The organism is Massilia phyllostachyos (genome assembly GCF_021044825.1).
Classification (GTDB): domain Bacteria; phylum Pseudomonadota; class Gammaproteobacteria; order Burkholderiales; family Burkholderiaceae_D; genus Telluria; species Telluria phyllostachyos.
Genome location: NZ_JAJNOC010000003.1, coordinates 94,358 through 115,605, shown reverse-complemented (window position 1 = coordinate 115,605; position 21,248 = coordinate 94,358). Strand labels below are relative to the sequence as shown.

The 21,248-nt window shown below is 66.7% G+C and carries 15 protein-coding genes; 2 read left to right on the top strand and 13 right to left on the bottom strand.

The genetic code is table 11. The features are described from left to right. Nucleotides 1-42: 42 nt before the first annotated feature. The 10 genes from LQ564_RS11425 to LQ564_RS11380 all read right to left on the bottom strand — a co-directional run bounded on the left by LQ564_RS11425 (nucleotide 43) and on the right by LQ564_RS11380 (nucleotide 13,100). The gene (locus LQ564_RS11425) at nucleotides 43-1,569 is read right to left on the bottom strand and encodes a carotenoid 1,2-hydratase (RefSeq protein WP_231058239.1); all 1,527 of its coding nucleotides are present in this window, start codon (nucleotides 1,567-1,569) and stop codon (nucleotides 43-45) included. Next, nucleotides 1,566-3,560, bottom strand: coding sequence for a DUF4175 domain-containing protein (locus LQ564_RS11420; RefSeq protein WP_231058238.1), 1,995 nt, complete (start codon nucleotides 3,558-3,560; stop codon nucleotides 1,566-1,568). Before LQ564_RS11420 ends, LQ564_RS11425 begins: the two co-directional genes overlap by 4 nt. Then, nucleotides 3,544-4,515 carry a BatA domain-containing protein gene (locus LQ564_RS11415; protein WP_231058237.1) on the bottom strand — a complete coding sequence of 324 codons (972 nt, stop codon included), beginning with the start codon at nucleotides 4,513-4,515 and terminating at the stop codon, nucleotides 3,544-3,546. The genes LQ564_RS11420 and LQ564_RS11415 overlap by 17 nt, the downstream gene beginning before the upstream one ends. Next, a complete protein-coding gene (locus LQ564_RS11410; protein WP_231058236.1) occupies nucleotides 4,512-5,402 on the bottom strand; it encodes a DUF58 domain-containing protein in 891 nt (296 codons plus the stop codon). The genes LQ564_RS11415 and LQ564_RS11410 overlap by 4 nt, the downstream gene beginning before the upstream one ends. A gap of 2 nt (nucleotides 5,403-5,404) precedes the next feature. Further along, complete coding sequence (locus LQ564_RS11405; protein ID WP_231058235.1) at nucleotides 5,405-6,328, bottom strand: AAA family ATPase; 924 nt, start codon at nucleotides 6,326-6,328, stop codon at nucleotides 5,405-5,407. A gap of 72 nt (nucleotides 6,329-6,400) precedes the next feature. Further along, nucleotides 6,401-7,021, bottom strand: coding sequence for a DUF4159 domain-containing protein (locus LQ564_RS11400; protein WP_231058234.1), 621 nt, complete (start codon nucleotides 7,019-7,021; stop codon nucleotides 6,401-6,403). Beyond that, nucleotides 7,022-8,359 (bottom strand): TldD/PmbA family protein, encoded by a 1,338-nt coding sequence (locus tag LQ564_RS11395; protein WP_231058233.1) that lies wholly within the window; start codon nucleotides 8,357-8,359, stop codon nucleotides 7,022-7,024. An 11-nt stretch (nucleotides 8,360-8,370) separates the two neighbouring features. Next, nucleotides 8,371-10,008: a TldD/PmbA family protein gene (locus tag LQ564_RS11390; RefSeq protein WP_231058232.1), complete on the bottom strand. Its 1,638-nt coding sequence runs from the start codon at nucleotides 10,006-10,008 to the stop codon at nucleotides 8,371-8,373. Nucleotides 10,009-10,116: 108 nt separating this feature from the next. Continuing rightward, nucleotides 10,117-11,451 carry a TldD/PmbA family protein gene (locus LQ564_RS11385; protein WP_231058231.1) on the bottom strand — a complete coding sequence of 445 codons (1,335 nt, stop codon included), beginning with the start codon at nucleotides 11,449-11,451 and terminating at the stop codon, nucleotides 10,117-10,119. Between the two features lie 14 nt (nucleotides 11,452-11,465). Next, nucleotides 11,466-13,100, bottom strand: coding sequence for a TldD/PmbA family protein (locus LQ564_RS11380; RefSeq protein WP_231058230.1), 1,635 nt, complete (start codon nucleotides 13,098-13,100; stop codon nucleotides 11,466-11,468). A 284-nt stretch (nucleotides 13,101-13,384) separates the two neighbouring features. Between LQ564_RS11380 and LQ564_RS11375 the strand changes: the two genes are divergently transcribed. Next, entirely contained in the window at nucleotides 13,385-14,179 is a 795-nt protein-coding gene (locus LQ564_RS11375; protein WP_231058229.1) for a class I SAM-dependent methyltransferase, read from the top strand. 104 nt (nucleotides 14,180-14,283) lie between these two features. Further along, nucleotides 14,284-15,855 (top strand): S1C family serine protease, encoded by a 1,572-nt coding sequence (locus LQ564_RS11370; RefSeq protein ID WP_231058228.1) that lies wholly within the window; start codon nucleotides 14,284-14,286, stop codon nucleotides 15,853-15,855. A 111-nt stretch (nucleotides 15,856-15,966) separates the two neighbouring features. Here LQ564_RS11370 and LQ564_RS11365 read toward each other — a convergent pair whose 3' ends face one another. The 3 genes from LQ564_RS11365 to LQ564_RS11355 form a co-directional block, all read right to left on the bottom strand. Continuing rightward, a complete protein-coding gene (locus tag LQ564_RS11365) occupies nucleotides 15,967-17,559 on the bottom strand; it encodes a serine hydrolase (protein WP_231058227.1) in 1,593 nt (530 codons plus the stop codon). Nucleotides 17,560-17,583: 24 nt separating this feature from the next. Further along, nucleotides 17,584-19,437: a M1 family metallopeptidase gene (locus tag LQ564_RS11360; RefSeq protein ID WP_231058226.1), complete on the bottom strand. Its 1,854-nt coding sequence runs from the start codon at nucleotides 19,435-19,437 to the stop codon at nucleotides 17,584-17,586. A gap of 83 nt (nucleotides 19,438-19,520) precedes the next feature. Then, nucleotides 19,521-21,152 carry a CehA/McbA family metallohydrolase gene (locus LQ564_RS11355; protein WP_231058225.1) on the bottom strand — a complete coding sequence of 544 codons (1,632 nt, stop codon included), beginning with the start codon at nucleotides 21,150-21,152 and terminating at the stop codon, nucleotides 19,521-19,523. Nucleotides 21,153-21,248: the final 96 nt, after the last annotated feature.

The window sequence follows — 21,248 nt, the reverse complement described above, 5'->3', positions numbered from 1 at the left end:
GCGGGGTTCGTGGGGTGGGCGGGGCCCGCCCGCCCCACGACATCAACGGCGTTCGCGCCACCACAGGAGCAGCATCGCCAGCGCGAACACGACGGCAAACGGCCACGCCGGGAAGGCGCGTGCTGCCCCTTCCAGCGCCTTGACCGGCGTACGCGCCATATACCGCGTCGTCGCATCGCGCCGCTGCGCCGCCTGCCACTGCGGCCAGTCCTCGGGCGAATAGACGTACACCGCGTGCTCCCCCGCTTTCGCATCCGCTACCCGTAGCCAGCCCGCCTCCTGCGGCCACACCGCCACGCAGGCACTGTCCGTGCGCGGCGCCCAGCTGCGCGCCAGCTTCAGCTCCGGGAAACTCACCTCCCTGCTCACGCCACGCGCGCACAGCTCCATGCGCTGCCCCGGCAAAGGCAGCTCGTCCGGCTCAAGCCACTCGACCTCCTGAGGACGCTCCACGCCCACGCGATCCAGCACGCTCTGCCACCACAGCGCCAGCGCCTGCGGATCGGTAATCGCATAGCGGTGCCACTCGGCCGCACCCAGCCAGGCGATGCGCCCCTTCTGCCAGCCGCGGATCCACACCAGATTGTCCGATCCCCTCCACGGCCCGGCTTCACGCGCACCCGGATTGAACGGCGCCACCGCCAGCTCGAGCGGCGCATCCGTCTTCGCATCCGCTGGCTGGGCCTTCAGGGGCAGTTGCAAGGCGCGCGACCAGAAGCCCGGATCGTTGGCATTCGATCCCAGCACCAGCAGCGGCACGCCGCCCGCCACGCGGCCCAGCAGCGCGGAACGCTCGCCGGCGCCAGCGCGCTCGAGCCAGGCCGCATCGACCACCAGCAGGTTCGGCTCTTTCATCTCTTCGCGCGGCACTTCCGTGCGGTTGATGGCGCGGCCCAGCACCACCTGCCAGTCGAGCAGCGCGCCGCTGCCGGCCAACAGTTCGTTCAGGGTGCGCAAATCGAAGGACGGCGCGCCGAAGCGGCCCTGCACGTGCAGGATCGCCGGCGCGTGCACGTTCACCGGTACCGGCCCTTCGGCGAGCTTGTTACCGTCCTTGTCCAGCAGGCGCGCACGCAGCACCATGCGCTCGGCCAGCGGCGGCATCCAGTCGACCTTCAATTCACCCGTGCCGCGCGCCTCGCCGATCGGCTGGCCGTTTTCGGCCAGCAGCTGTAGGCGTGCCTCCGCCTTCTCTTCGCGCTGCAGGCGCAGCGTGAAGGTGCGGCCGAGCGCAAGCTGGCGCGTGAAGTCGAGGCGCATCGTGCCGCCCTTGGGCTGTTCCCACTGCAGGGGCAGCGCCGGCAGGTCGTTCCACTGCGCCGCGCGCAGGCCGTCACCTTTGACGGAAAAGCCGCGTACGCCGTCCAGTACCGGCGCGGGCTGGTCCGGCTCCAGTGCCAGCACGCGGCCGCCATCACCGGGCACCTTCAAGCCGGCAGCAAACAAGCCAAGTGCAATCGCAGCAACCAGCACCAGCAAGGCGTCGATCCATTGGCGCCGTCGCGCATACAGCGCGGTGCTCGCAACCCCTGCAACGCCGATCAGCGCCAGCATCCACATCTGATTCATTTCGGCGCTCCTTCACGCCAGGCGCGCACGAACGGCGTCTCGACCTTCGATTGCGCCTGCAGCAGCACCTTGCCCTGCCCCGCACCGGCGCGTAGCCAGGCGCGCAGCACCGGACGGCTGGCCGCACGCCCATCCGCCACGTCCTGGATCGCGCCCTGTGCGGCCAGCCGCTGCTCGTCGTCCTTGATGTGCGTGCGCACCCAGTCATGGGCGCTGCGCGTCCACAGCGCCGGCAGCGGACCGTCGCTCGACAGCGCCTGCACCAGCAGCCGCACGTCCTCCGGCACGCGTTCTTCGCTCCCGCCCTGCGCGCGGCGGTAGCTGGCAGTGCCGTCCATATCGCCGGTCATGCGCTTTTCTTCCTTGATCGGCGGCGGCGTGAAGGCAGTCTTGTGCAGGTAGACACGCTCGGCCTGCTGCAGCTCCTTGATCGCGTCGAGCGCCTTGTGCTCGGGCGGCAGCGCCACCTTCGGGCTGAGCGCGCGCAGCGCCTTCTCGGCGTCCCACATTGCCGTCAAGGCGCGGCGCAGGACCTTCTTGGTGTCCTCGTCGTACAGGGTCGCGTTCTCGGCTTCGTCGTGGGCGTGGCCGTAGGTGTGCAGGATGTCCTGGGTGCCGCCCTTCTCGCCGCCGTGGTCATGGCCGTCGTCTTCCGAATGCTCCTCGCCATCGGCGAACAGCGACGATTCCTCGCCGAGGAACTGGCCGTAGCGGCGCCGCAGAGCGCCCTGGTCGGCGGCGATCCGCTCGCTGCGCTCGCGCACCGCGTCCGCGCCGATCTTCGTGCTGCGCATGTCGGCTACCAGCTGCTCGGTGTCGATGATGATCTGGCGCTGGCTGCGCAGGCTCTGCGGCTTGACCAGCATCGGCATGGCGGCGGTGTCCTCTTCGGCCTCTTCCACCGGGGCCGGCAGGCGCAGCGTGTAGGTCGGCGACTGCACCGCGTGCGGACGCGCCGCGTTGTCGACGGCGCGCACGAAGAAGTAGAGTTCATCGCCCGGCTCCATGCCGAGCTCCGAAAGGGTCCATTGCCTGGACCAGTTGCGCTGCTTCGGATCGGGACCGGCCGGCAGCGGCATCTCGCGGTCGGTGAAGCGGATGTTCTCGCCGCTGCCGCGCGCCAGGGTCATGTGCAGGGTCGCCTGCCTGATCGCGTAGTCGTCGCGGATCTGCACGCCCATCGCGGCGCCGGTCGCCGTATCAAGCAGTTCCTGCACCATCTGGGTCGGCGCGGTGATCGTGATCTCGGGCGGCTGGTCGGGAATCACCTTGATCGTGTAGCGCTTGCCGCGCCAGCGCCAGAACACCGATTCGGTCGCGGTCCAGCGCGCGCATTCGCGGCCCGGCTTGAAGACCTGGCCGTTGCTGGCCTCGATGGTCTCTTCCGGCGAGGTCGGGTCCATCACGCACCACATCACCAGCGTCTGTTCCGGCACCTGCAGATCCTGCGGCGTGGTCTCGACGGGCGCCACGCCCGTGTAATTCGGTGGCGCGGTGCGCACGATGACCTGGTTGGTGGCGAGCGTGGCAAGTACAGGCTTGGGGCGGTTCTGGGCGACCGCGCTGGCCTGGGGCGCGGCGGCGCCGGCGAACCAGACACCGGCGGCGGCCAGCACACTGCCGAGCAGCCAGGGCGCGCCGGCCTTGATGCGGCCGCGCGCCATGGCGCGCAGTTGCGGCGTGCTCACGCTGGCGTCGATGCGCGCCAGCAGGCGCCGTTGCTGCAACTGGGCGACAGGAGTCGGCGCATGGGCGAGCAAGGCGCTGCTGTCTTCCATCTCCGGCACGGCGCCGTCGACCCAGGACGTCCATTCGATGGCGACGCGGCGGCGCAGGACGGCCCAGTCCCAGGCGCAAAAGGCGCTCCAGGCGACCAGGCCAGGGCCGGAACGGATGACCAGCCAGGGCAGCGCGCCCACGATCCACAGGGGCAGGCGGCGCAACTGGGCGGCGCGCCAGACGCGCCGGACGATCTCAGCGCCTTCTTGCATGGCTCAGGATTCTCTCTAAAACGAACAGGCCGGCCAACAGGGCCATCAGGATGCCGCGCAGCGCGCCGCTCGGCTCGGGCGCACGGACGCCGCTTGCCGCGTCGAAGACACGGGCGGGCATGGTGTAGGCAGGCGGCCCCGCATGCAGGCGCTGCCAGTCCTCGAGCAGGGTGCGCGCCGCATCCGCGGTTTGCGGCGGCCAGCTCGCGGCATGCCAGAGGCGGCCGCGTGGGCTGTCGGCGACATGCAGACCCTGGACGTGCGGCGCATTCTTCAGTTCCGGGAAAGCGGCCGGATCGGCGGCCAGCCACAGGGGCGCGCGCAGCGAAGCCGGCGGCGCATCCGGACGGTCCCAGACGATCAGCGAGGTCTTCGCGCCGGGCGCGTCGTCGAACACCACGCCCTGTCCGGCAAACACGCGCCGCCATTGATCGGGACGGGCGCTGGCGATGTGGACGTGGCGCTCGAGCGTCGAGGCCGGACGCGCCAGCGTGCGCACCTCGATGCGGCGGCCGAACTCCGGCGCCATGAACGGCATCGGAATATCGCCCAGCACCAGCAGGCGTGCATCAAGCCGCCATTCGCGCTGGTGCGCGCGCAGGAAAGCGAGCGCCTGCCCTGCCGGCAGCGTCATTCGCTCGGCCTTGGCGAGGCCCGCCCGCGCCGCTTCGCGTTCCACCCAGGCCGCGTCAGTCCCTTCCGCAACGACCACCGTATCGCCACGCGACGGCATGACCGGATCGGCCAGCCAGGCGATCGCGCAGGCCAGCAGCAGGCAGCGCACCAGCAGGAGCAGCAAATCGTTCCAGCGCCACTCGCGCGTCTGGCGCGGCTCGGTACGCGGCAGGAAGCGGCTGGTCGCCAGCGGCTCGGCTTGATGTTGTTCGCGCTTCTTGCGGTGCCACCAGACCGGCAGCAGCAGGACTGGCAGCGCCAGCCACCACAATGCGTTCATGCCCGGCTCCCCGGCCTGCGCAGCCAGAGGCGCAGCACCTCGCCGGGCGACTGCTCGATGCGGGCGGCTGTCAGCGGAATATCCGCCTTGCGGCAGCTCGCCGTCACCCGCGCAAAGTGTTCCTCACGCGCGCGGCGATAGCCTTCCTTCAGGTCGGCGCCGAAGCGGAACACGCCGGCTTCCTGTTCCGGGTCGCGATAGGCCGCGCTCGAGGAAAAACTGGCATCGACTTCGGCCTGGGTCTGCAGGCACAGCACACGCACGTCGTGGCGCATGCCGCGCAGGCGGACCAGGGCTTGCGACAGCGGCGAAGGCCAGTCGAGCAGGTCGCTGGCGGCATAGATGGCACTCGGCGCTTGGGCAAAATGCAGGCTGGCGCGCAATGTGTCGGCGTCGGGCAGCTCGCCCTCCGCCTGCACCCGGCTCAGTTGCAGCAGCACGCGCTGCAGCTGGCGCGGACCGCGCAGGGCGGGCGTGAACTGGACCTTCCCATCGTTCAGGACCACCAGGCCGAAGGCGTCGCCCTGGCGCTGCGCGATCGCGGCGACGCAGCCGAGCACCGTGCGGGCATACGTCAGCTTGTCCACGCCTTCCACCTCGCGGCTGGGTTCCTGCATCGAGGCGCTGGCGTCCAGCACCAGCCAGACGGCGACGTGGCTGTCGCGCTCGGCCTCGCGCACGAAATAGCGGTCGGCGCGCGCCAGCAGCTTCCAGTCGACGCGGCGCCACTCGTCACCGGGCGCATAGGCCCGGTACTCCGAGAACTCGACGCCCGCCCCGCGTTCGCGCCCGGCGTGGATGCCATGGCCGAGCCCCGCCAGCACGTGGCGGATGACGAGGTCGAGCTTCTGCGTGTGCGCGATCAGCGCGGTCTTCGCCAGCGACAAGATCAGTCGACCCGGATCTCGTTGCGCAGCGACTGCAGGATGTCGGCGATGGCGATGCCGTCGGCCTCGGCCTCGAAGTTGCGCAGCACGCGGTGCGCCAGCACCGGCAGCAGCATGGCCTGGATATCGTCGCGGGTCACCGCCAGGCGCCCTTGCATCAGCGCGCGCGCCTTGGAGGCCAGCACCAGCGCCTGGCCGGCGCGCGGACCGGCGCCCCAGCCGATGTGGTTCTTCACCGCCGCCACCGTCGTCTCCGACGGGCGCGTCGCGCGCACCAGGCGGGTCGCGTAGCGCAGCAGGTGCTCGCCGATCTCGATGTCGCGCACCAGTTGCTGCAGGCGCAGCAGGTCCTCGACCGACATCGCCGGTTCGGCATCGTCCAGGCCCGCGTGCGTGGTGCGCGAAACCATCAGCACCTCTTCGTCTTCGGTCGGGTACACCACGTCGATGCGCAGCAGGAAGCGGTCCAGCTGCGCTTCCGGCAGCGGATAGGTGCCGGCCTGCTCGATCGGGTTCTGCGTGGCCAGCACGAAGAAGGGACGCGGCAGCTTGTGCGTGGTGCCCGCAAACGTCACCGCACGCTCCTGCATCGCTTCCAGCAGCGCCGACTGGGTTTTCGGTGGCGCGCGGTTGATCTCGTCCGCCAGCAGCACCTGGGTGAACACGGGACCCGGCTGGAAACGGAACACGCGCTGACGCGTCGTGGTGTCTTCTTCCAGGATCTCGGTGCCCACGATATCCGAGGGCATCAGGTCCGGCGTGAACTGCACACGGCGGAACTGCATGTCGGTGGCCTGGGCCAGCGATTTCACGAGCAGGGTCTTGCCCAGGCCCGGCACGCCTTCCACCAGCGCGTGGCCGCCGGCCAGCAGGCAGGTCACGAGCAGATCGACCACGTCTTCCTGGCCGATGATCACACGCGCCATGCTGGTTTTCAGCGCACCGATTTTCGCCGTCAAACTGGCGATGTCTTCTTCATTCCAAGCTACCGACACGCTTCAAGCTCCCAACGCATATTGAATGATGTTGACCGCGAAGCGGGTGTTGTCGACCGCGAGGAACCGCTTGTTGCGGAAGTCGTAGTCCCACTCGCATCCGTAGTCCTTGTTCGAGTACAGCAGGCGGATGCGCCCGCCGAACTCGATGGCCTTCAGGTATTCGTGCACCAGGTCGTCGCCCCAGCCATTCAGTTCGCCCCCGGTGGTCGGCGGGCCGTCGAACTTGAAGAAGCAGGAATACAGCGGGTGCGTATTCGGGATCTTCTTCAGCGCAGAGGCACCGAAAATCTTCACCATCTCGGACTCGAACGACTTCGCGAACAGGCCGTCGATGTCGTGGTTGCAGTCGTCCACGAACACGAAGCCGCCGCCGCGCACGTATTTCTCGAGGTTGCGCCGCTCGGCTGGGGTGAACTGCACCAGCTTGTGCCCCGCGAAATAGCAGAACGGCGCTTCCAGCATCTTCGGATCCGACAGGGCGACGATGCGCTCGGTCGGATCCACCCGCAAGGTGGTGTACTCGACGAGCGAGTTCAGCACGTTGCTGGGCATACGGATATCCACGTCCCAGTCGCCCGACTCGTAGCTCAGGCGCGTGAAGTAGAAATCGAAAGCCGCCATTTATACCGCGTCGGAAAGCGAAGTGAAGTTGAAGTCGCGGACCTTCATCGGCGGCAGCACCATCTGGTACGGCACCTCGTCGCCCCCGATGACTTCGGGCTTGCCGAGTTCCTCGATGTTGTTGAGGATGGTGACCGGGCTTTCGTTGAAGCGGAAGTTCTTCACCGCGTGCTTGATCTTGCCGTTCTCGACGTAGAAGGTGCCGTCGCGGGTCAGGCCGGTGAGCAGCAGCGACTGTGGGTCGACCATGCGGATGTACCAGGTGCGGGTGACCACGATGCCCTTCTTGGTGCCCGCGACCAGCTCGTCCAGCGACTTGGTGCCGCCCGCCATGATCATGTTGCCGTGGCCGGCGGTGGCGACGTTGCCGGTCTTCTGCGCCCAGTAGCGGCTGTAGCCGAGCGAGGCGACGCGGCCATTCTTGACCAGGTCGGTGCGCTGCCGCGCCAGCATGCTGCCGCCGTCCCAGGGCGCCACCGGCACCTCCGGGTTCCACGGGTCGGCCCAGATGTTCACCTGCTCGTCGAACAGCTTCTCGCCCAGGCGGTTGCCGCCGCCCTTCTTGGCCAGGAAGCTGCGGCCCTCGTCGGCGCTGCGCGCGCTGAAGGAGCTGAACATATTGCCGAGGATTTCCGATGTCGCCGCCGGTTCCAGGATCACGGTGTAGCGGCCCGGCTCCAGCGCCTTCGCATCGACCGAGCGCAGCGCCTTGTCGATCGCGATCGCCGCCGCCTCGCCCGCATTGAAGCGGCGCGCATCGTTGGCCGAACGGGTCACCCAGCCCGAACCGCGGCCGTCTTCGGTGCGCGCGGTGCAGGTGAAGGACAGGTCGGTGAATTCCTGGAAGCCGAACACGCCGTTCGAGTTGGCGATGCACGAGAAGCTGGTGCTGTCGGTGAAGAAGCCGGCGGTGACCAGCTTCTTCGCGCGCGCTTGGCCGATCGCGGCGGCCGCGACTTCGGCGCGATAGTCGGGGTCGATGGCGGCGGTGGCGGGCACGAAGGTCTGGGTGCGGCGGAATTCCTGCTTGCCGACGGCGGGCATGAACTCGGGATTTTCCGGCGCCAGGCGCGCCAGTTCCTCGGCGCGGCGCACGGCCTTTTCCAGCGACTTGTCGTCGAACTCGTTGACCACGGCGGTGCCGGTGCGCTTGCCGAAGGCGACGCGCACGGACAGCTCGGTGTCTTCGGTCAGGCCGGCGGTGGACACGCCGTTGCGCGCGAAGCGGATGTTGCCGGTGCGGTTACCCTGGACCGACACACTGCACTCGTCGGCCTTCGAGAAACCGAGCACGCGGTCGGTGATGCGTTTGACTTCTTCCTGGTTCAGCTGTTTCATGGGTCTCCTCCTCAACCGATCTTGCGTGCGGTGTTGATGACATTGATGCCGTTGAAGCGCGTGGTGCTCGAACCGTGCGAGACCGCGCTGACCTGGCTCGGCTGGCCCTTCCCGTCGAAGAAGGAGCCGCCCATGCGCCAGTCGCGCTCGTCGCAGATCGCGCTGCAGGCATTCCAGAATTCCTGGGTGTTGGCCTGGTAGGCCACGTCTTCCAGCGGGCCGACGATCTTGCCGTTCTTGATTTCGTAGAACAGCGTGCCGCCAAACTGGAAGTTGTAGCGCTGCTGGTCGATCGAGTAGGAGCCGCGGCCCAGGATGTAGATGCCCTTCTTGACGTCCGCGACCATCTGGTCCGGGGTCAGGCGCGCTTTGCCGGCTTCCAGCGACACGTTCGGCATGCGCTGGAACTGGATCGTGCTCCAGCTGTCGGCGTAGGAGCAGCCGTGCGATTCGGCTTCGCCGATGATGTGGGCCTGGTCGCGCGTGGCCTGGTAGTTCACCAGCACGCCGTTGCGGATGATGTCCCACTTCCTGGCGCGCACGCCTTCGTCGTCGTAGCCGATCAGGCCGAGCGAACCCGGGGTGGTGCGGTCGGCCACGAAGTTCACGCGTTCGGCGCCGTACTTGAATTTCTTGGTCTCCCACTTGTCGAGCGAGGCGAAGCTGGTGCCGGCGTAGTTGGCTTCGTAGCCGAGCACGCGGTCCAGTTCCGTCGGGTGACCGACGTTCTCGTGGATGGTGAGGAACAGGTGTTCGGGGCTCAGCACCAGGTCGTACTTGCCCGGTTCGACCGACTTCGCCGTCAGCTTCTCGCGCGCCTGCTTGCCGGCCAGGCGGGCATCCTCGACGATGTCGTAGGAGTTGGTGTACAGCGTGGTCACGCCACCGGCCGCGCGCACCTTGTCGCTGGCCCTGGCGTCGAAGTACTCGTAGCCCATCGAGACCGGCGAACCGAGGCCGGCGCGCGAGCGGAACTTGCCGCTGGCCTTGTCGACCGCGGTGGCGTTCACCGGCGCCCACAGGCGGTGGATGTCCTGGTCGATGTAGGAGCCGTCGGTGGAGGCGAAGTACTTTTGCTGGTTGATCTGGAACAGCGAGCCGGTCATGAAGGTGGCGCCGGCGTCCAGACCCGCCTTGTTCGCGGCGATCAGCATGTCGGCCTTTTCCTTGACCGGAATGGCGCGCCAGTCCTTCTTCATCGGCGTGGCCCAGGCGACTTCGCCTACGCCTTTCACCGGCGCCAGGCGCACCGGCTCCGTCTGCAGTTTGGCGTTGGCCTTGGCGATGGCCACCGCCTGGCGCGCGGCTTCCGCCACGCCGTCGGGGCTCATGTTGTTGGTCGAGGCGAAGCCGTAGGCGCCGTTGGCGATCACGCGCACGCCGACGCCGCTGGATTCGGTGTTGTTGATGCTCTCGACGTTCAGGTCGCGCGTGACGATGAACTGGTTCAGGTAGCGGCCGATGCGCACGTCGCAGTACGACGCGCCGGCCTTGGTGGCGGCGTTCAGCGCGACGTCGGCAATGGCCTTCTTGGCGCTGGCGGCCATGGGGTTGAGCAGGTCTTCGGCGGCGATGGCGTTGCCGAAGACGGGGATCAGCATGGCGCCCGCGGTGCCGGCGCCGATTTGGAGGAATTTACGACGTTCCATGGTAAGTTTCCGTGTGCATGCATTCACCCGCGGCCCATGCACGTCTTCCCAGCCACTGGCTGGGAAGACTCCCGACGGATCAAAGGGAGCGGGTCGAAATAGGCGTTGTTAGACGGCGTCCGAAAGAGAAGTGAAGTTGAAATCCCTGATCTTCATCGACGGAATCAGCATCGAATAATTCGCCTCATCCCCGCCGATCACGACCGGCTTGCCGATCTCCTCGATATTGTTCAGCATCGACACCGGGCTCTCGTTGAAGCGGAAGTTCTTGATCGGGTGTTTGACCTTGCCGTTCTCGATGTAGAAGGTGCCGTCGCGGGTCAGGCCCGTCACCAGCACCGACTGCGGATCGACCATGCGGATGTACCAGGTGCGGGTCACCAGCACGCCCTTCTTGGTGTTGGCGATCAGCTCCGCCGTGCTCTTGTCGGTGCCGGCCATGATGATGTTGCCGGCGCGGCCGATGGCGCGCTGGTTCTTCTGCTTGGCCCAGTACTGCGAGTAGTTCAGCGCGTTGATGCGGCCGTCCTTCACCAGGTGGGTGCGTTCGCGCGGCAGCATGTCGCCGTCCCACGGCAGCACCGGCACGTCCTGGTCCCAGGGGTCGGACCAGATGTTCACCTGCTGGTCGAACAGCTTGTCGCCCAGGCGATTCGCGCCGCCCTTTTTAGAGAGGAAGCTGCGGCCCTCGTCCGCCATGCGGGCGTTGAAGCCGCCGATCATGAAGGTGAGCAGGTCACTGGTCGCGGAAGGCTCCATCACCACCGTGTAGCGGCCCGGCTCGAGCGCCTTCGCATCGACCGAGCGCAGCGCCTTCTCGATGGCGACGTCGGCCGCCTCGCGCGGATCGAATTTGGCCACGTCGCGCGCCGAGCGCTTGACCCAGCCCGAACCGCGGCCGTCTTCGGTGCGCACGGTGCAGGTGAAGTCGAGCGAGGTGGCGACCTGGTGGCCGAATACGCCGTTCGAATTCGCGATGGACTCGAACATCGAGCGGTCGGTGAAGAAGCCGGCCGAGACCAGGCCCTTCTTGCGGCAGGCTTCCATCGCATAGGCGGCGGCCTGGGCGCGGAATTCCGGGTCGATGTCGGCGGTCTTCTGCACGAAGGTCTCGGACTGCTTGTAAGCCGTCTTGGCGATCGCCGGCATGAATTCCGGATTCTCCGGCGCCAGGCGCGCCAGCTCTTCGGCGCGGCGCACGGCCCGTTCCAGCGACTTGTCGTCGAACTCGTTGAGGGTGGCGGTGCCCTGGCGCTTGCCAAAGGCGACCTGCACCTGCACTTGCGTGTCGTCCGACAGGCCGGCGGTGGACACGGCGTTGCGCGCGAAGCGGATGTTGCCGATGCGGGCGCCTTTGACGCTGACGGTGCACTCGTCGGCTTTCGACAGTGACAGCACGCGGTCGGTGATGCGTTTGGTCTGGTCTTGGGTGAGGATGCTCATGGATGTCCTTCGCCTCAGCCGATCTTGCGGGCGGTGTTGATCACGTTGATGCCGTTGAAGCGCGTCGTCGACGAGCCGTGCGAGACGATGCTGATCTGCGGCGGCTGTCCTTTGCCGTCGAAGAAGGAACCGCCCATGCGCCAGTCGCGCTCGTCGCAGATCGCGGTGCAGGCGTTCCAGAATTCCTGGGTGTTGGCCTGGTAGGCCACGTCTTCCAGCATCGGGCCGATCTTGCCGTCCTTGATCTCGTAGAACAGCTGGCCGCCGAACTGGAAGTTGTAGCGCTGCTGGTCGATCGAGAACGAGCCGTCGCCGACGATGTAGATGCCTTTCTTGATGTCCTTGACCATCTCGTCCGGGGTGAGCTTCTTCTTGCCGGCGGCGAGCGAGACGTTCGGCATGCGCTGGAACTGCACCGAGTTCCACGAGTCGGCATACGAGCAGCCGTGCGATTCCTTCTCGCCGATGATGTGGGCCTGGTCGCGCGTGGCCTGGTAGTTGACCAGGATGCCGTCCTTGATGATGTCCCACTTCTTGGTCTGCACGCCCTCGTCGTCGAAGCCCACGCAGCCGAGCGAACCCGGGGTGGTCTTGTCGGCGAACAGGTTGACGATGCCGTTCCCGTACTTGAACTTCTTGGTCTCCCATTTATCGAGGGTCGCGAAGCTGGTGCCGGCGTAGTTGGCCTCGTAGCCGAGCACGCGGTCCAGTTCCGTCGGGTGGCCGACGTTCTCGTGGATGGTCAGCCACAGGTGTTCGGGACTCAGCATCAGGTCGTATTTGCCCGGCACGACCGACTTCGCGGTCAGCTTGGCCTTGGCATCGCGGCCGGCGGCGCGCGCGTCCTCGATGATGTCGTAGGAACCGGTGTACAGGGTAGCGACGCCGCCCGCGGCCTTGAGCTTGTGCTCGGGGCGCGCGTCCAGGTATTCGTAACCCATGCCGACTGGAGCTCCTAAGCCAGACCTCGAGCGGAACTTGCCGGTCGCCTTGTCGACCGCGGTGGCCTGGAACGGGGCCCACAGGCGGTGCACGTCCTGTTCGATGTAGGAGCCGTCGGTGGAGGCGAAATACTTCTGCTGGTTCACCTGGAACAGCATGGCGTTCATGAAGGCCGCGCCGCCGTCGATGCCGGCCTTGTTCGCCGCAATCAGCAGGTCCGCCTTTTCCTTGATCGGCACCGTACGCCAGTCCTTCTTGATCGGCGTGGACCACGATACCTCACCGACGCCCTTGACTGGTGCAAGACGCACCGGTTCGGACTGCAGCTTGGCGTTGGCCTTGGCGATGGCGACCGCCTGGCGCGCCGCATTGGCGATGCCGTCGTTCGACATGTCCGAGGTGGCGGCGAAGCCGTAGGCGCCGTTCGCGATCACGCGCACGCCGATGCCGGCCGACTCGGTGTTCGCCACGTTCTCGACGTTCAGGTCGCGCGTCGTGATGAACTGGTTCAGGTAGCGGCCGATGCGCACGTCGGCGTAGCTGGCGCCGGCCTTGGTGGCGGCGTTCAGCGCGACGTCGGCGAGGGCCTTCTTGGCGGCGGTGGGCATGCTGCTCAGCAGTTCTTCGGCCGCGATCGCGCGGGTGAAGGGGACCATCGTGGAGGCGAGCGCCAGGCTGCTGAAGTTTAGAAAGGTACGGCGTTCCATAGAATCTCCTGAAATCAACCTACTTCTTGGACAGCGGTCCCGCCGACGACGCGGCCCGCTTGAGTATTTACGGCGTGGGAAGGGTTTTGTCCGGCGTCAAACGGCGCCAGCAAACTTGTCAACATTAGCAGCAACTTGACCTTTTGAATAGGCAATTGTTGTGCCAGATCAATGCATATGTGGTTGTGAACAGTGCTTGACTGTCGGGCGTGGGTGCTTGATCATCGGGCGCGGCGGCGGCGACCCGTGCGGCCGCGCACAACCACCATGGAGACTTCGCACCGATGAAACGATTGATCCTGGCCGCCGGCCTGGCTGCAAGCCTGGCAACCGGCGCCGCTTACGCCGACGACGCCCTGAAAGCCGCCATCGCCGGCGAACACCGCAGCGCCGCCAACAAGGCGCGCGACGCGGCGCGCCACCCCTACGAGACGCTGACCTTCTTCGGCATCAAGCCGACCATGACGGTGGTCGAACTGGCGCCGGGCGGCGGCTGGTACACCGAGATCCTCGCGCCCTACCTGCGCCCCAACGGCAAGCTGATCGCCGCCGGCCAGGCCTTCGTGCCGGAGAAGCGCGGCGGCATGGCCTTCAAGGCCAAGCTCGATGCGGCGCCCGCGCTGTACGACAAGGTGGTCCCGGCCGTGTTCGAACCGCCCGCGACCTACCAGATCGCGGCCCCGAACAGCGTCGACATGGTGCTCACCTTCCGCAACCTGCACAACTGGGTCGGCACCGGCGAGGACGCGTTGAAGGTCACTTTCAAGGAGATCCACAAGGTCCTGAAACCCGGCGGCGTGCTGGGCATCGTCGACCACCGCCTGCCCGCATCGATGACCCAGGACGCGAAAGCCTCGAGCGGCTACGTGCACGAGGCCTGGGTGATCAAGCTGGTCGAAGGCGCGGGCTTCAAGCTGGCCGGCAAATCCGAAGTCAACGCCAATCCGAAGGACAAGGCCGATTACGAGAAGGGTGTGTGGACCCTGCCGCCGGTCCTGACCAACAAGGACAAGGACCGCGAGAAGTACATGGCGATCGGCGAGAGCGACCGCATGACGCTCAAGTTCGTCAAGCAGTAAGCCTTCGAGGGGCCTGGCCCCCGTGAAATTTGGTGTATTTCCTTCGGCGGCGAGCGTGTATATTCTTGCGGGTCAAGATAAGCGCAGAGCCACCGAAGGAAACCATGAAAACCGCACGCCTCGCCGCCGCCGTGGCATTCACCCTGGCCGGCATCGTCCACGCACAGGACACCACCCCGCCCGCGGCCCCGACGCCCGGCACCCCGCCTTCAACGGCGGTCGCCACCCCTTCCGCCACCACTGCCCCGGCCCTGCCGGCGGTCGAGAACTCGGTGGTCAAGATCTTCTCCACCGTGCGCGCGCCGGACCCGTACAAGCCGTGGACGAAACAGTCGCCACGCGACGTCACCGGCTCCGGCGTCATCATCGAGGGCAAGCGCATCCTGACCAATGCCCACGTGGTCGGCTACGCCAGCCAGGTCGAGGTGCAGGCCAGCCAGTCGGGCGACAAGGTGTCGGCCAAGGTGATCGCCCTGGCACGCGGCCTGGACCTCGCGGTGCTGGAACTGGACGATCCGAGCTTCTTCGACAAGCGCCCGCCGGTGCAGCGCGCAGCGGTGCTGCCGGATGTGCGCGAAGCGGTCTACGCCTACGGCTATCCGGTCGGCGGCAACTCGCTCTCGACCACCCGCGGCATCGTCTCGCGCGTGGAGTTCGTCGGCTACGGTTCCTTCAGCTCGGGCCTGCGCATCCAGATCGACGCGCCGATCAACCCGGGCAACAGCGGCGGCCCGGTGATCGCCGGCGACAAGATGATCGGCCTGGCCTTCTCGATGGCGGCCGGCGCCCAGAACATCGGCTACGTGATCCCGAACGAGGAGATCGAGCTGTTCCTGAAGGACGTGGCGGACGGCCGCTACGACGGCAAGCCGCTGCTGCACGACAGCACCCAGACGCTGGAGAACCCGGCCCTGCGCGCCTACCTGAAGCTGGACAAGTCCGTCGAAGGCGCGGTGGTGCACCGTCCGTATAAAACCGACGCGTCGTGGCCGCTGAAGGAGTGGGACGTGATCACCCACATCGGCGAGTACCCGGTCGACAACCAGGGCATGGTGAAACTGGGCGCGAACCTGCGCGTGCGCTTCCAGTACCGTATCCAGCAGGTGGCGAAGAACGGCAAGGTGCCGATGACCATCGTCCGCGCCGGCAAGAGCATGAAGGTCGAGGTGCCGGCCAGCGGCCCGCGCGCGCTCCTGATCCCGGACCTGAACGGCGGCTATCCGTCCTACTTCGTCTACGGCCCGGTGGCGTTTACCCGCGCGACCGCCGAATTCGCGAGCTTCCTGATGACCAATGCGGCCGGGATGGCGGCCTACAGCTTCAACGACAGCCCGCTGGTTAACCGCCGCGGCGATTCGCCCGACGCGGCGCGCGAGGAACTGGTCGTGATCAGCAGCCCCTTCTTCCCGCACAAGCTGGTGACCGGCTACGGCAACCGCTTCGGTTCGGTGGTGGACACGGTCAACGGCGTCAAGATCCGCAGCCTGGCGCACCTGGTGTCGACCCTGCGCGATCTGAAGGACGAGCATGTGGTGTTCAAGTTCGACCAGCGCTATGGCGAGACCCTGATTTTGCCGCGCAAGGCGGTGATGGATGCGACCGAGGGGATCCTGTCGGATAACGGGATTCGGACGCAGGGGTCGGAGGATATGATGAAGGTGTGGGGTGGGAAGTAAGAGCTAGCGGCTCTTCATGCAGACTTGGATCCCGGCCTGCGCCGGGATGACGGATCATGGTGTGTAGGCCTGAAGACCGTCGCCCCGGCGCAGGCCGGGGCCCAAGTTGGATTAGCTCTTCTCTTTTTCCTTCTTCACCGGCACCAGCAGCAAATCCTGGAAGTCATAACTGAAGTCCGTCTCCGTAGACACAGGCTTCATGCGCACCCGCTCGATGCTGCCGTCATGGTCCAGCGAGAAGGTCACATACGCGTCCGCATTGAAGTTGCGCTCCTTCCAGCGCACGATGAAGGTATCGTGCTGGAAGTGCTCCATCTCCCCCGTCAAATCAGGCGTGCGGGTGAACGACATCACCAGCTTGTTGTTCACACGCTTGATGTTCACCTTGCCGTACCAGGCATCCTCGTAATCCCCTTCATACGCCGCCAGCGCCAGCGACGGTTTGGACGTGGCCGCGCGCGACGCGGCTTCGCCCTTCACGCGGGCCGCTTCCTTGGCCTGCATTTCCTTGTCGATGTCGGCGATGCGGCCGATCCAGTCGGTCGGTGCCACGCCCAGGTACTGGTCGAGCAGGCGGTATTGCAGGGCGTTCAGCGACGGGCCGCTCTCGGCATTGGTGAAGATCGCGATGCCCAGCTTCGCTTCCGGCACCATCAGCACGCGGGTATAGAAGCCCTGCAGCGCGCCGCCGTGCATGGCGACCAGCTTGCCCTGGTAGTCGCGCAGCTGGAAGCCCAGGCCGTAGGCGTAGAAGTTGGGCTTGGTGGCGGCCAGCGGAGGACGCGGGGTAGTGATCGTCATCGGGGTCTGCGCCGTCCACATCTCGCGCGCCTGCTTGTCCGACCACAGGCGCTTCTCGCCCACCTTGCCGTTATCGAGCAGGACGTTCATCCAGCGCGCGATGTCCTCGGCGCTGGTGTTGATGCCGACCGCGCCGACCGCGTTCGCCACCGGCATCGGCTTGACCGGCACGGCCTTGCCGTTGATCTTGCTGTGCGGCGCCGAGACGTTGGCGAACTTCGCGCTCTCTTCCAGGCTGGTGGTGGTGCCCGTCATGCCGACCGGGTCCAGGATCCACTCGTGCATGGTCTCGCCCCAGGTCTTGCCCGACTTGGCGGCGATGATCTTGCCGGCCACGATGTAGAGCAGGTTGTCGTAGGCGTAGGCGCTACGGAAGCTGGTGGCCGGCTTCACGTTGCGCAGGTTGTGGATGATCTCGTCGGTGCTGAAGGTGGTGGTCGGCCACCACAGCAGGTCGCCGGCGCCGAGGCCCAGGCCGCTGCGGTGGGTCAGCAGGTCGCGCACGGTCATCTCGGCGGTGACGTAGGCGTCGTACATGCGGAAGTCCGGCAGGTGCTTGATCACCGGGTCGTCCCAGGACAGCTTGCCCTGGTCGACCAGCATGCCCAGCGCCGCGGCGGTGAAGGCCTTGGAGTTCGAGGCGATCTCGAAGATGGTCTTGCCGTCGACCTTGGCCGCTTCGCCGCGCTTGCGCACGCCGAAGCCCTGGGTGGTGACGACCTTGCCGTCCTTGACCACGGCGATGGCGATGCCGGGCACGTCGAACTCCTTCATCACGCGCTCGACGTCGGCCTGCAAGTTGTAGGCCGGCGCCACCGCAGCGCTACTGCTTGCCGCATCTTGTGCGAGGACGGCGCCGGTGGTGGAAAACGCGATCAGGACCGCGGCTGCTACTCGTTTCATGGAAAACACGCTGTTCATCCCCATTTATTTGTTCATCGCTTTGTCGACGCTGCCCTGCGTCTCCGGGTGATAGCGCTCGCGCGCCAACTTGTAGATGCGCTCGGCCCAGGCACGGTCGTCCGGCTTGGCGCGCAGCGCCGTGTACAGCGGCACCACGAACTTCTGGCGGCCCACCTTCAATAGGAAGGCTTCCAGATGCGGACGCACGCCCTGGTAGCCGGCGTGCACGGCAGCGCGATAGAAGCGGAACGCCACTTCGTTGTTGCCGGTTTTGGAGAGGCCGAAGGCCTTGTCGAGTTCTTCCAGCTTGGCCGCATTCGCCTTGTTGTCGATGTCGTTCAGGAACTTCATCCACTCCTCGGCCTTCCAGCCCTTGGTGTCCAGCTGCGCCGTCTTGAGGTCGCCCTTGAGCCAGCGCGCGGTGGTCTCGTTCAGCTTCGTCAGGCGGGTCGACACGGCATGCTTGGCGCTGGACGGGATGCCCGGGCCGTACAGCCATTCATCGAGCTCCTTGTCGCTCATGATCTTCGGATTCTTCGCCAGCAGGTTCGCGCGCAGGAAGGCCACGAACTGCTCGGTCGTCACGCTCTGGAAGGCATGCTGGTCGAACCAGCTGCGCAGGAATGGGTCGAACGCCGCGCGGCCGGCGCGCTGCTCGAGCGTGCGCAGGAACCAGGCGCCTTTCGGATAGGCCAGGCCTTCGTCGGTGTAGTGCTTGGACGAGGTGTCCGGCTCGCGCGAGACCAGGGCCTGCTTTGCTGCCGGGATGCCCTTCAGCGACTCGATCGCCTCTTCCTGCTCGAGCTGCAGGTTCATGGTCGCCACTTCTTCGCCGTACAGCTTCTCGATAATGCGGGTAGTGACGTAGGTGGTGAAGCCTTCGTTGAGCCACCAGTGCTTCCACGAGGCGTTGGTCACCAGATTGCCGGACCAGCTATGCGCCAGCTCGTGGGCGATCAGGTCGACCAGGCTGCGGTCGCCGGCGATCATGGTCGGGGTCAGGAAGGTCAGGCGCGGATTCTCCATGCCGCCGATCGGGAACGACGGCGGCAGCACCAGCATGTCGTAGCGCCCCCAGCGATACGGGCCGTACAGCGATTCGGCGGCGGCCACCATCTTCTCGGTGTCGGCCAGCTCGTACTCGGCGGCCTTGATGCGCTGTGGTTCGGCGTAGACGCCGGTGCGTCCGCCCAGGGTGCGCGCTTCCAGCTCGCCGATGCCGATCGCCACCAGGTAGGACGGCACGGCTTGCGGCATGGTGAAGTTCCAGCCGCCCTTGCCCGTGGCTTTCGGATCGTTATCCGCGCTCATCACGACGCGCATGCCTTCCGGCGCCTGGATGCGCGCGGTGTAGGTGAAGCGCACCGCCGGTGTGTCCTGCACCGGCATGAAGGAGCGCGCATTGATCGGCTGCGACTGGCTGAACATGAAGGGGTACTTGCCCGACATGGTCTGCTTCGGCGTCAGCCACTGCAGGGCCGCGGCGGTCGGCGCGGTCTTGTAGTGGATGCGCACCTTGGCCGGCTGGCCGGGCAGCGCCACGTGCAGGGCCTGGCCTTTTTCGGCGTCGAGCTTGTCGAGCGTGTACTTTGCCGGCGCCCAGGCGCCTTTCGCATCCTGCGCCTCGATCTTCGAGATCGCCAGGTCGCGGGTGTCGAGGTCGAGGGTGGCGGCCTTCTTGTCGATCCAGTTCAGGGTCAGTTCGGCATAGCCGCCCAGGGTCTTCTGGGTGAAGTCGGCCTTCAGGTCGAGGTGCAGGGCGGTGGTCTTGACCTGGTCGTATTTGGCGTAGCTGAGTGGATCGAGTGCGAACGCGTAGGCGCTCCACTGACCGAGGATGGCGCAGGCAGTGGCGCGCAGCAGGATGCTAGTCTTCATGGTCTCTCGGGAAGGATGAGGGCGCGAGCAGAATAGCATCCTTGCGCGAGACGGAAAAGCACAAGGTCGCTGTGCTTACAGCCCTACTCCTGCGTGACCCACACCGGCGCCGACCACAGGATGTTGCCATCCTCCTGCGTCACCTTCGCATAGTAGAAGTGGGCGCCGGGCGACGGCGTGAAGCTGGCGGTCGCCAGGTTCGACACCTCGGTCACGGTGCCGTTTCGCCCGGGGACGCCCTCCATGATCGCCACCGCCGCCACCTTCTTGCCGCTGCTGGACGCGAAGTTCGCCTGCAGGGTCAGCGGCCCGCGGTTGACGAAGCGCTCGCCCATCATCCGTCCGTTTGCCGTAAACACCAGCTGCGCGGTCTTGTCCATGGTCGCGAACACGCGCCGCGCCTTGAGCGCCGCCACGAAGTTCTCGCGGTTGAGCGGTGTCCCGTTCGGCAGCAGGATCCCGGTGCGGTTGCTGTACGAGGCGCCCCAGTTGGCGCAGTGGTTGTCCTGGTTGGTGCTGAAGGCCAGGTGGTAGCCGGCTTCGAGCAGGCGGTTGCAGGCGCCCTCGAAGTTGCTGCGCCGGGTCTCGGTCTCGCTGTCGTTGGTGGAGAAGGCGGTGCTGTTCATCACCTCGCACAGCACCATGGCTTCGTCGCCGTCCTCGGTGTAGCCAAGCGGGACGCCGCCGACGACGAACTGGCCGCTGTGGGCCGGATGGTTGAACTGGCCCACCCAGCCGCGCCGGCGCATCAGGGTGTACAGGGCGGCGTAGTCGCTGCGCGGCGTGGCGGTGTCGGCGAACAGCTCGCCCCGGCCGTTGCTCTCCCAGCCCAGCAGCTCGTCGCTGTTGAAGATGTTGAGGTGGCCGCCCTGGTTGATGACGCCCCACTCCATGCCGTACAGCGCCAGGAAGTCGGGCTTGGTGGCGTTGAAGGCGGCGGCGCTGGCCAGGCCGGCCTGGTACAGGGCGCGCGCCCGGGCCGCGTCGCCATTCGCGTTGGTGCCGTCGGAGCCGTCGTACATGTGGTTGTGCTCGGAGACGGCCAGCACGTCGAGGCCATGGCCGCGCGCATAGGCGAAGGCGGCTTCCGGACCGTACTTGGCGCCGAGCGGATCCTGGGCGCCCTTGCAATCGTCGAGCGCGCCGCCGCCGTCGCTGTGGTTGCTCTGGCTGTGCAGGTTGGCGAGGTAGACGGTGTAGGGCAAGGCGCCTGGAGCGGGCGCCATGCCGGCCTGGCCCGTCATCTCGCGCACGCCCGGCAGCGGCGCGAAGCGCGGCGTGCGCTGGGCGGGCAGCGCGCCGACCGCGATCTGCCAGTCCTGCACCACCGGTTCTTCATGGTCGCCGATCAGGCCGGCGCGCAGGCGCACCCGGTACAGGCCGGCCGGCGCCGCCACGCCGCCGAGGCGGCCATCCCAGGCGACCGGCACGGTCACGCTCGCGGCATCGCCCCGGATGACGCGCCGGCCGCGCCAGCGCTTGGCGACGCGGCCGCGCGGGTCGACCAGTTCCAGCGTCCAGTCCACCGTGCCGGGCCGCTCGAGGCCGGGATAGTGGAAACTCATGCTGAAGGTCCGGCGCGCATCCGCGGCCTTGAACGGCGCGTGCAGCGTGGCTTCGAGTTCCTGGTGTTCGGCAGGCGCCGCGAACGCGCCGCCGTGGCACAGGGCCAGCAGCAGCGCACCGAAGAGGGGGGAGAGGTGTGTGGTTTTCATAATGCAATTTTTGCAATTGCATTGAAAACCACCTTGCGCCTGCCCACCCCATTAATTGTAAATTTATTAAGTACCCTTGAGCGGGTTCAACAGCGC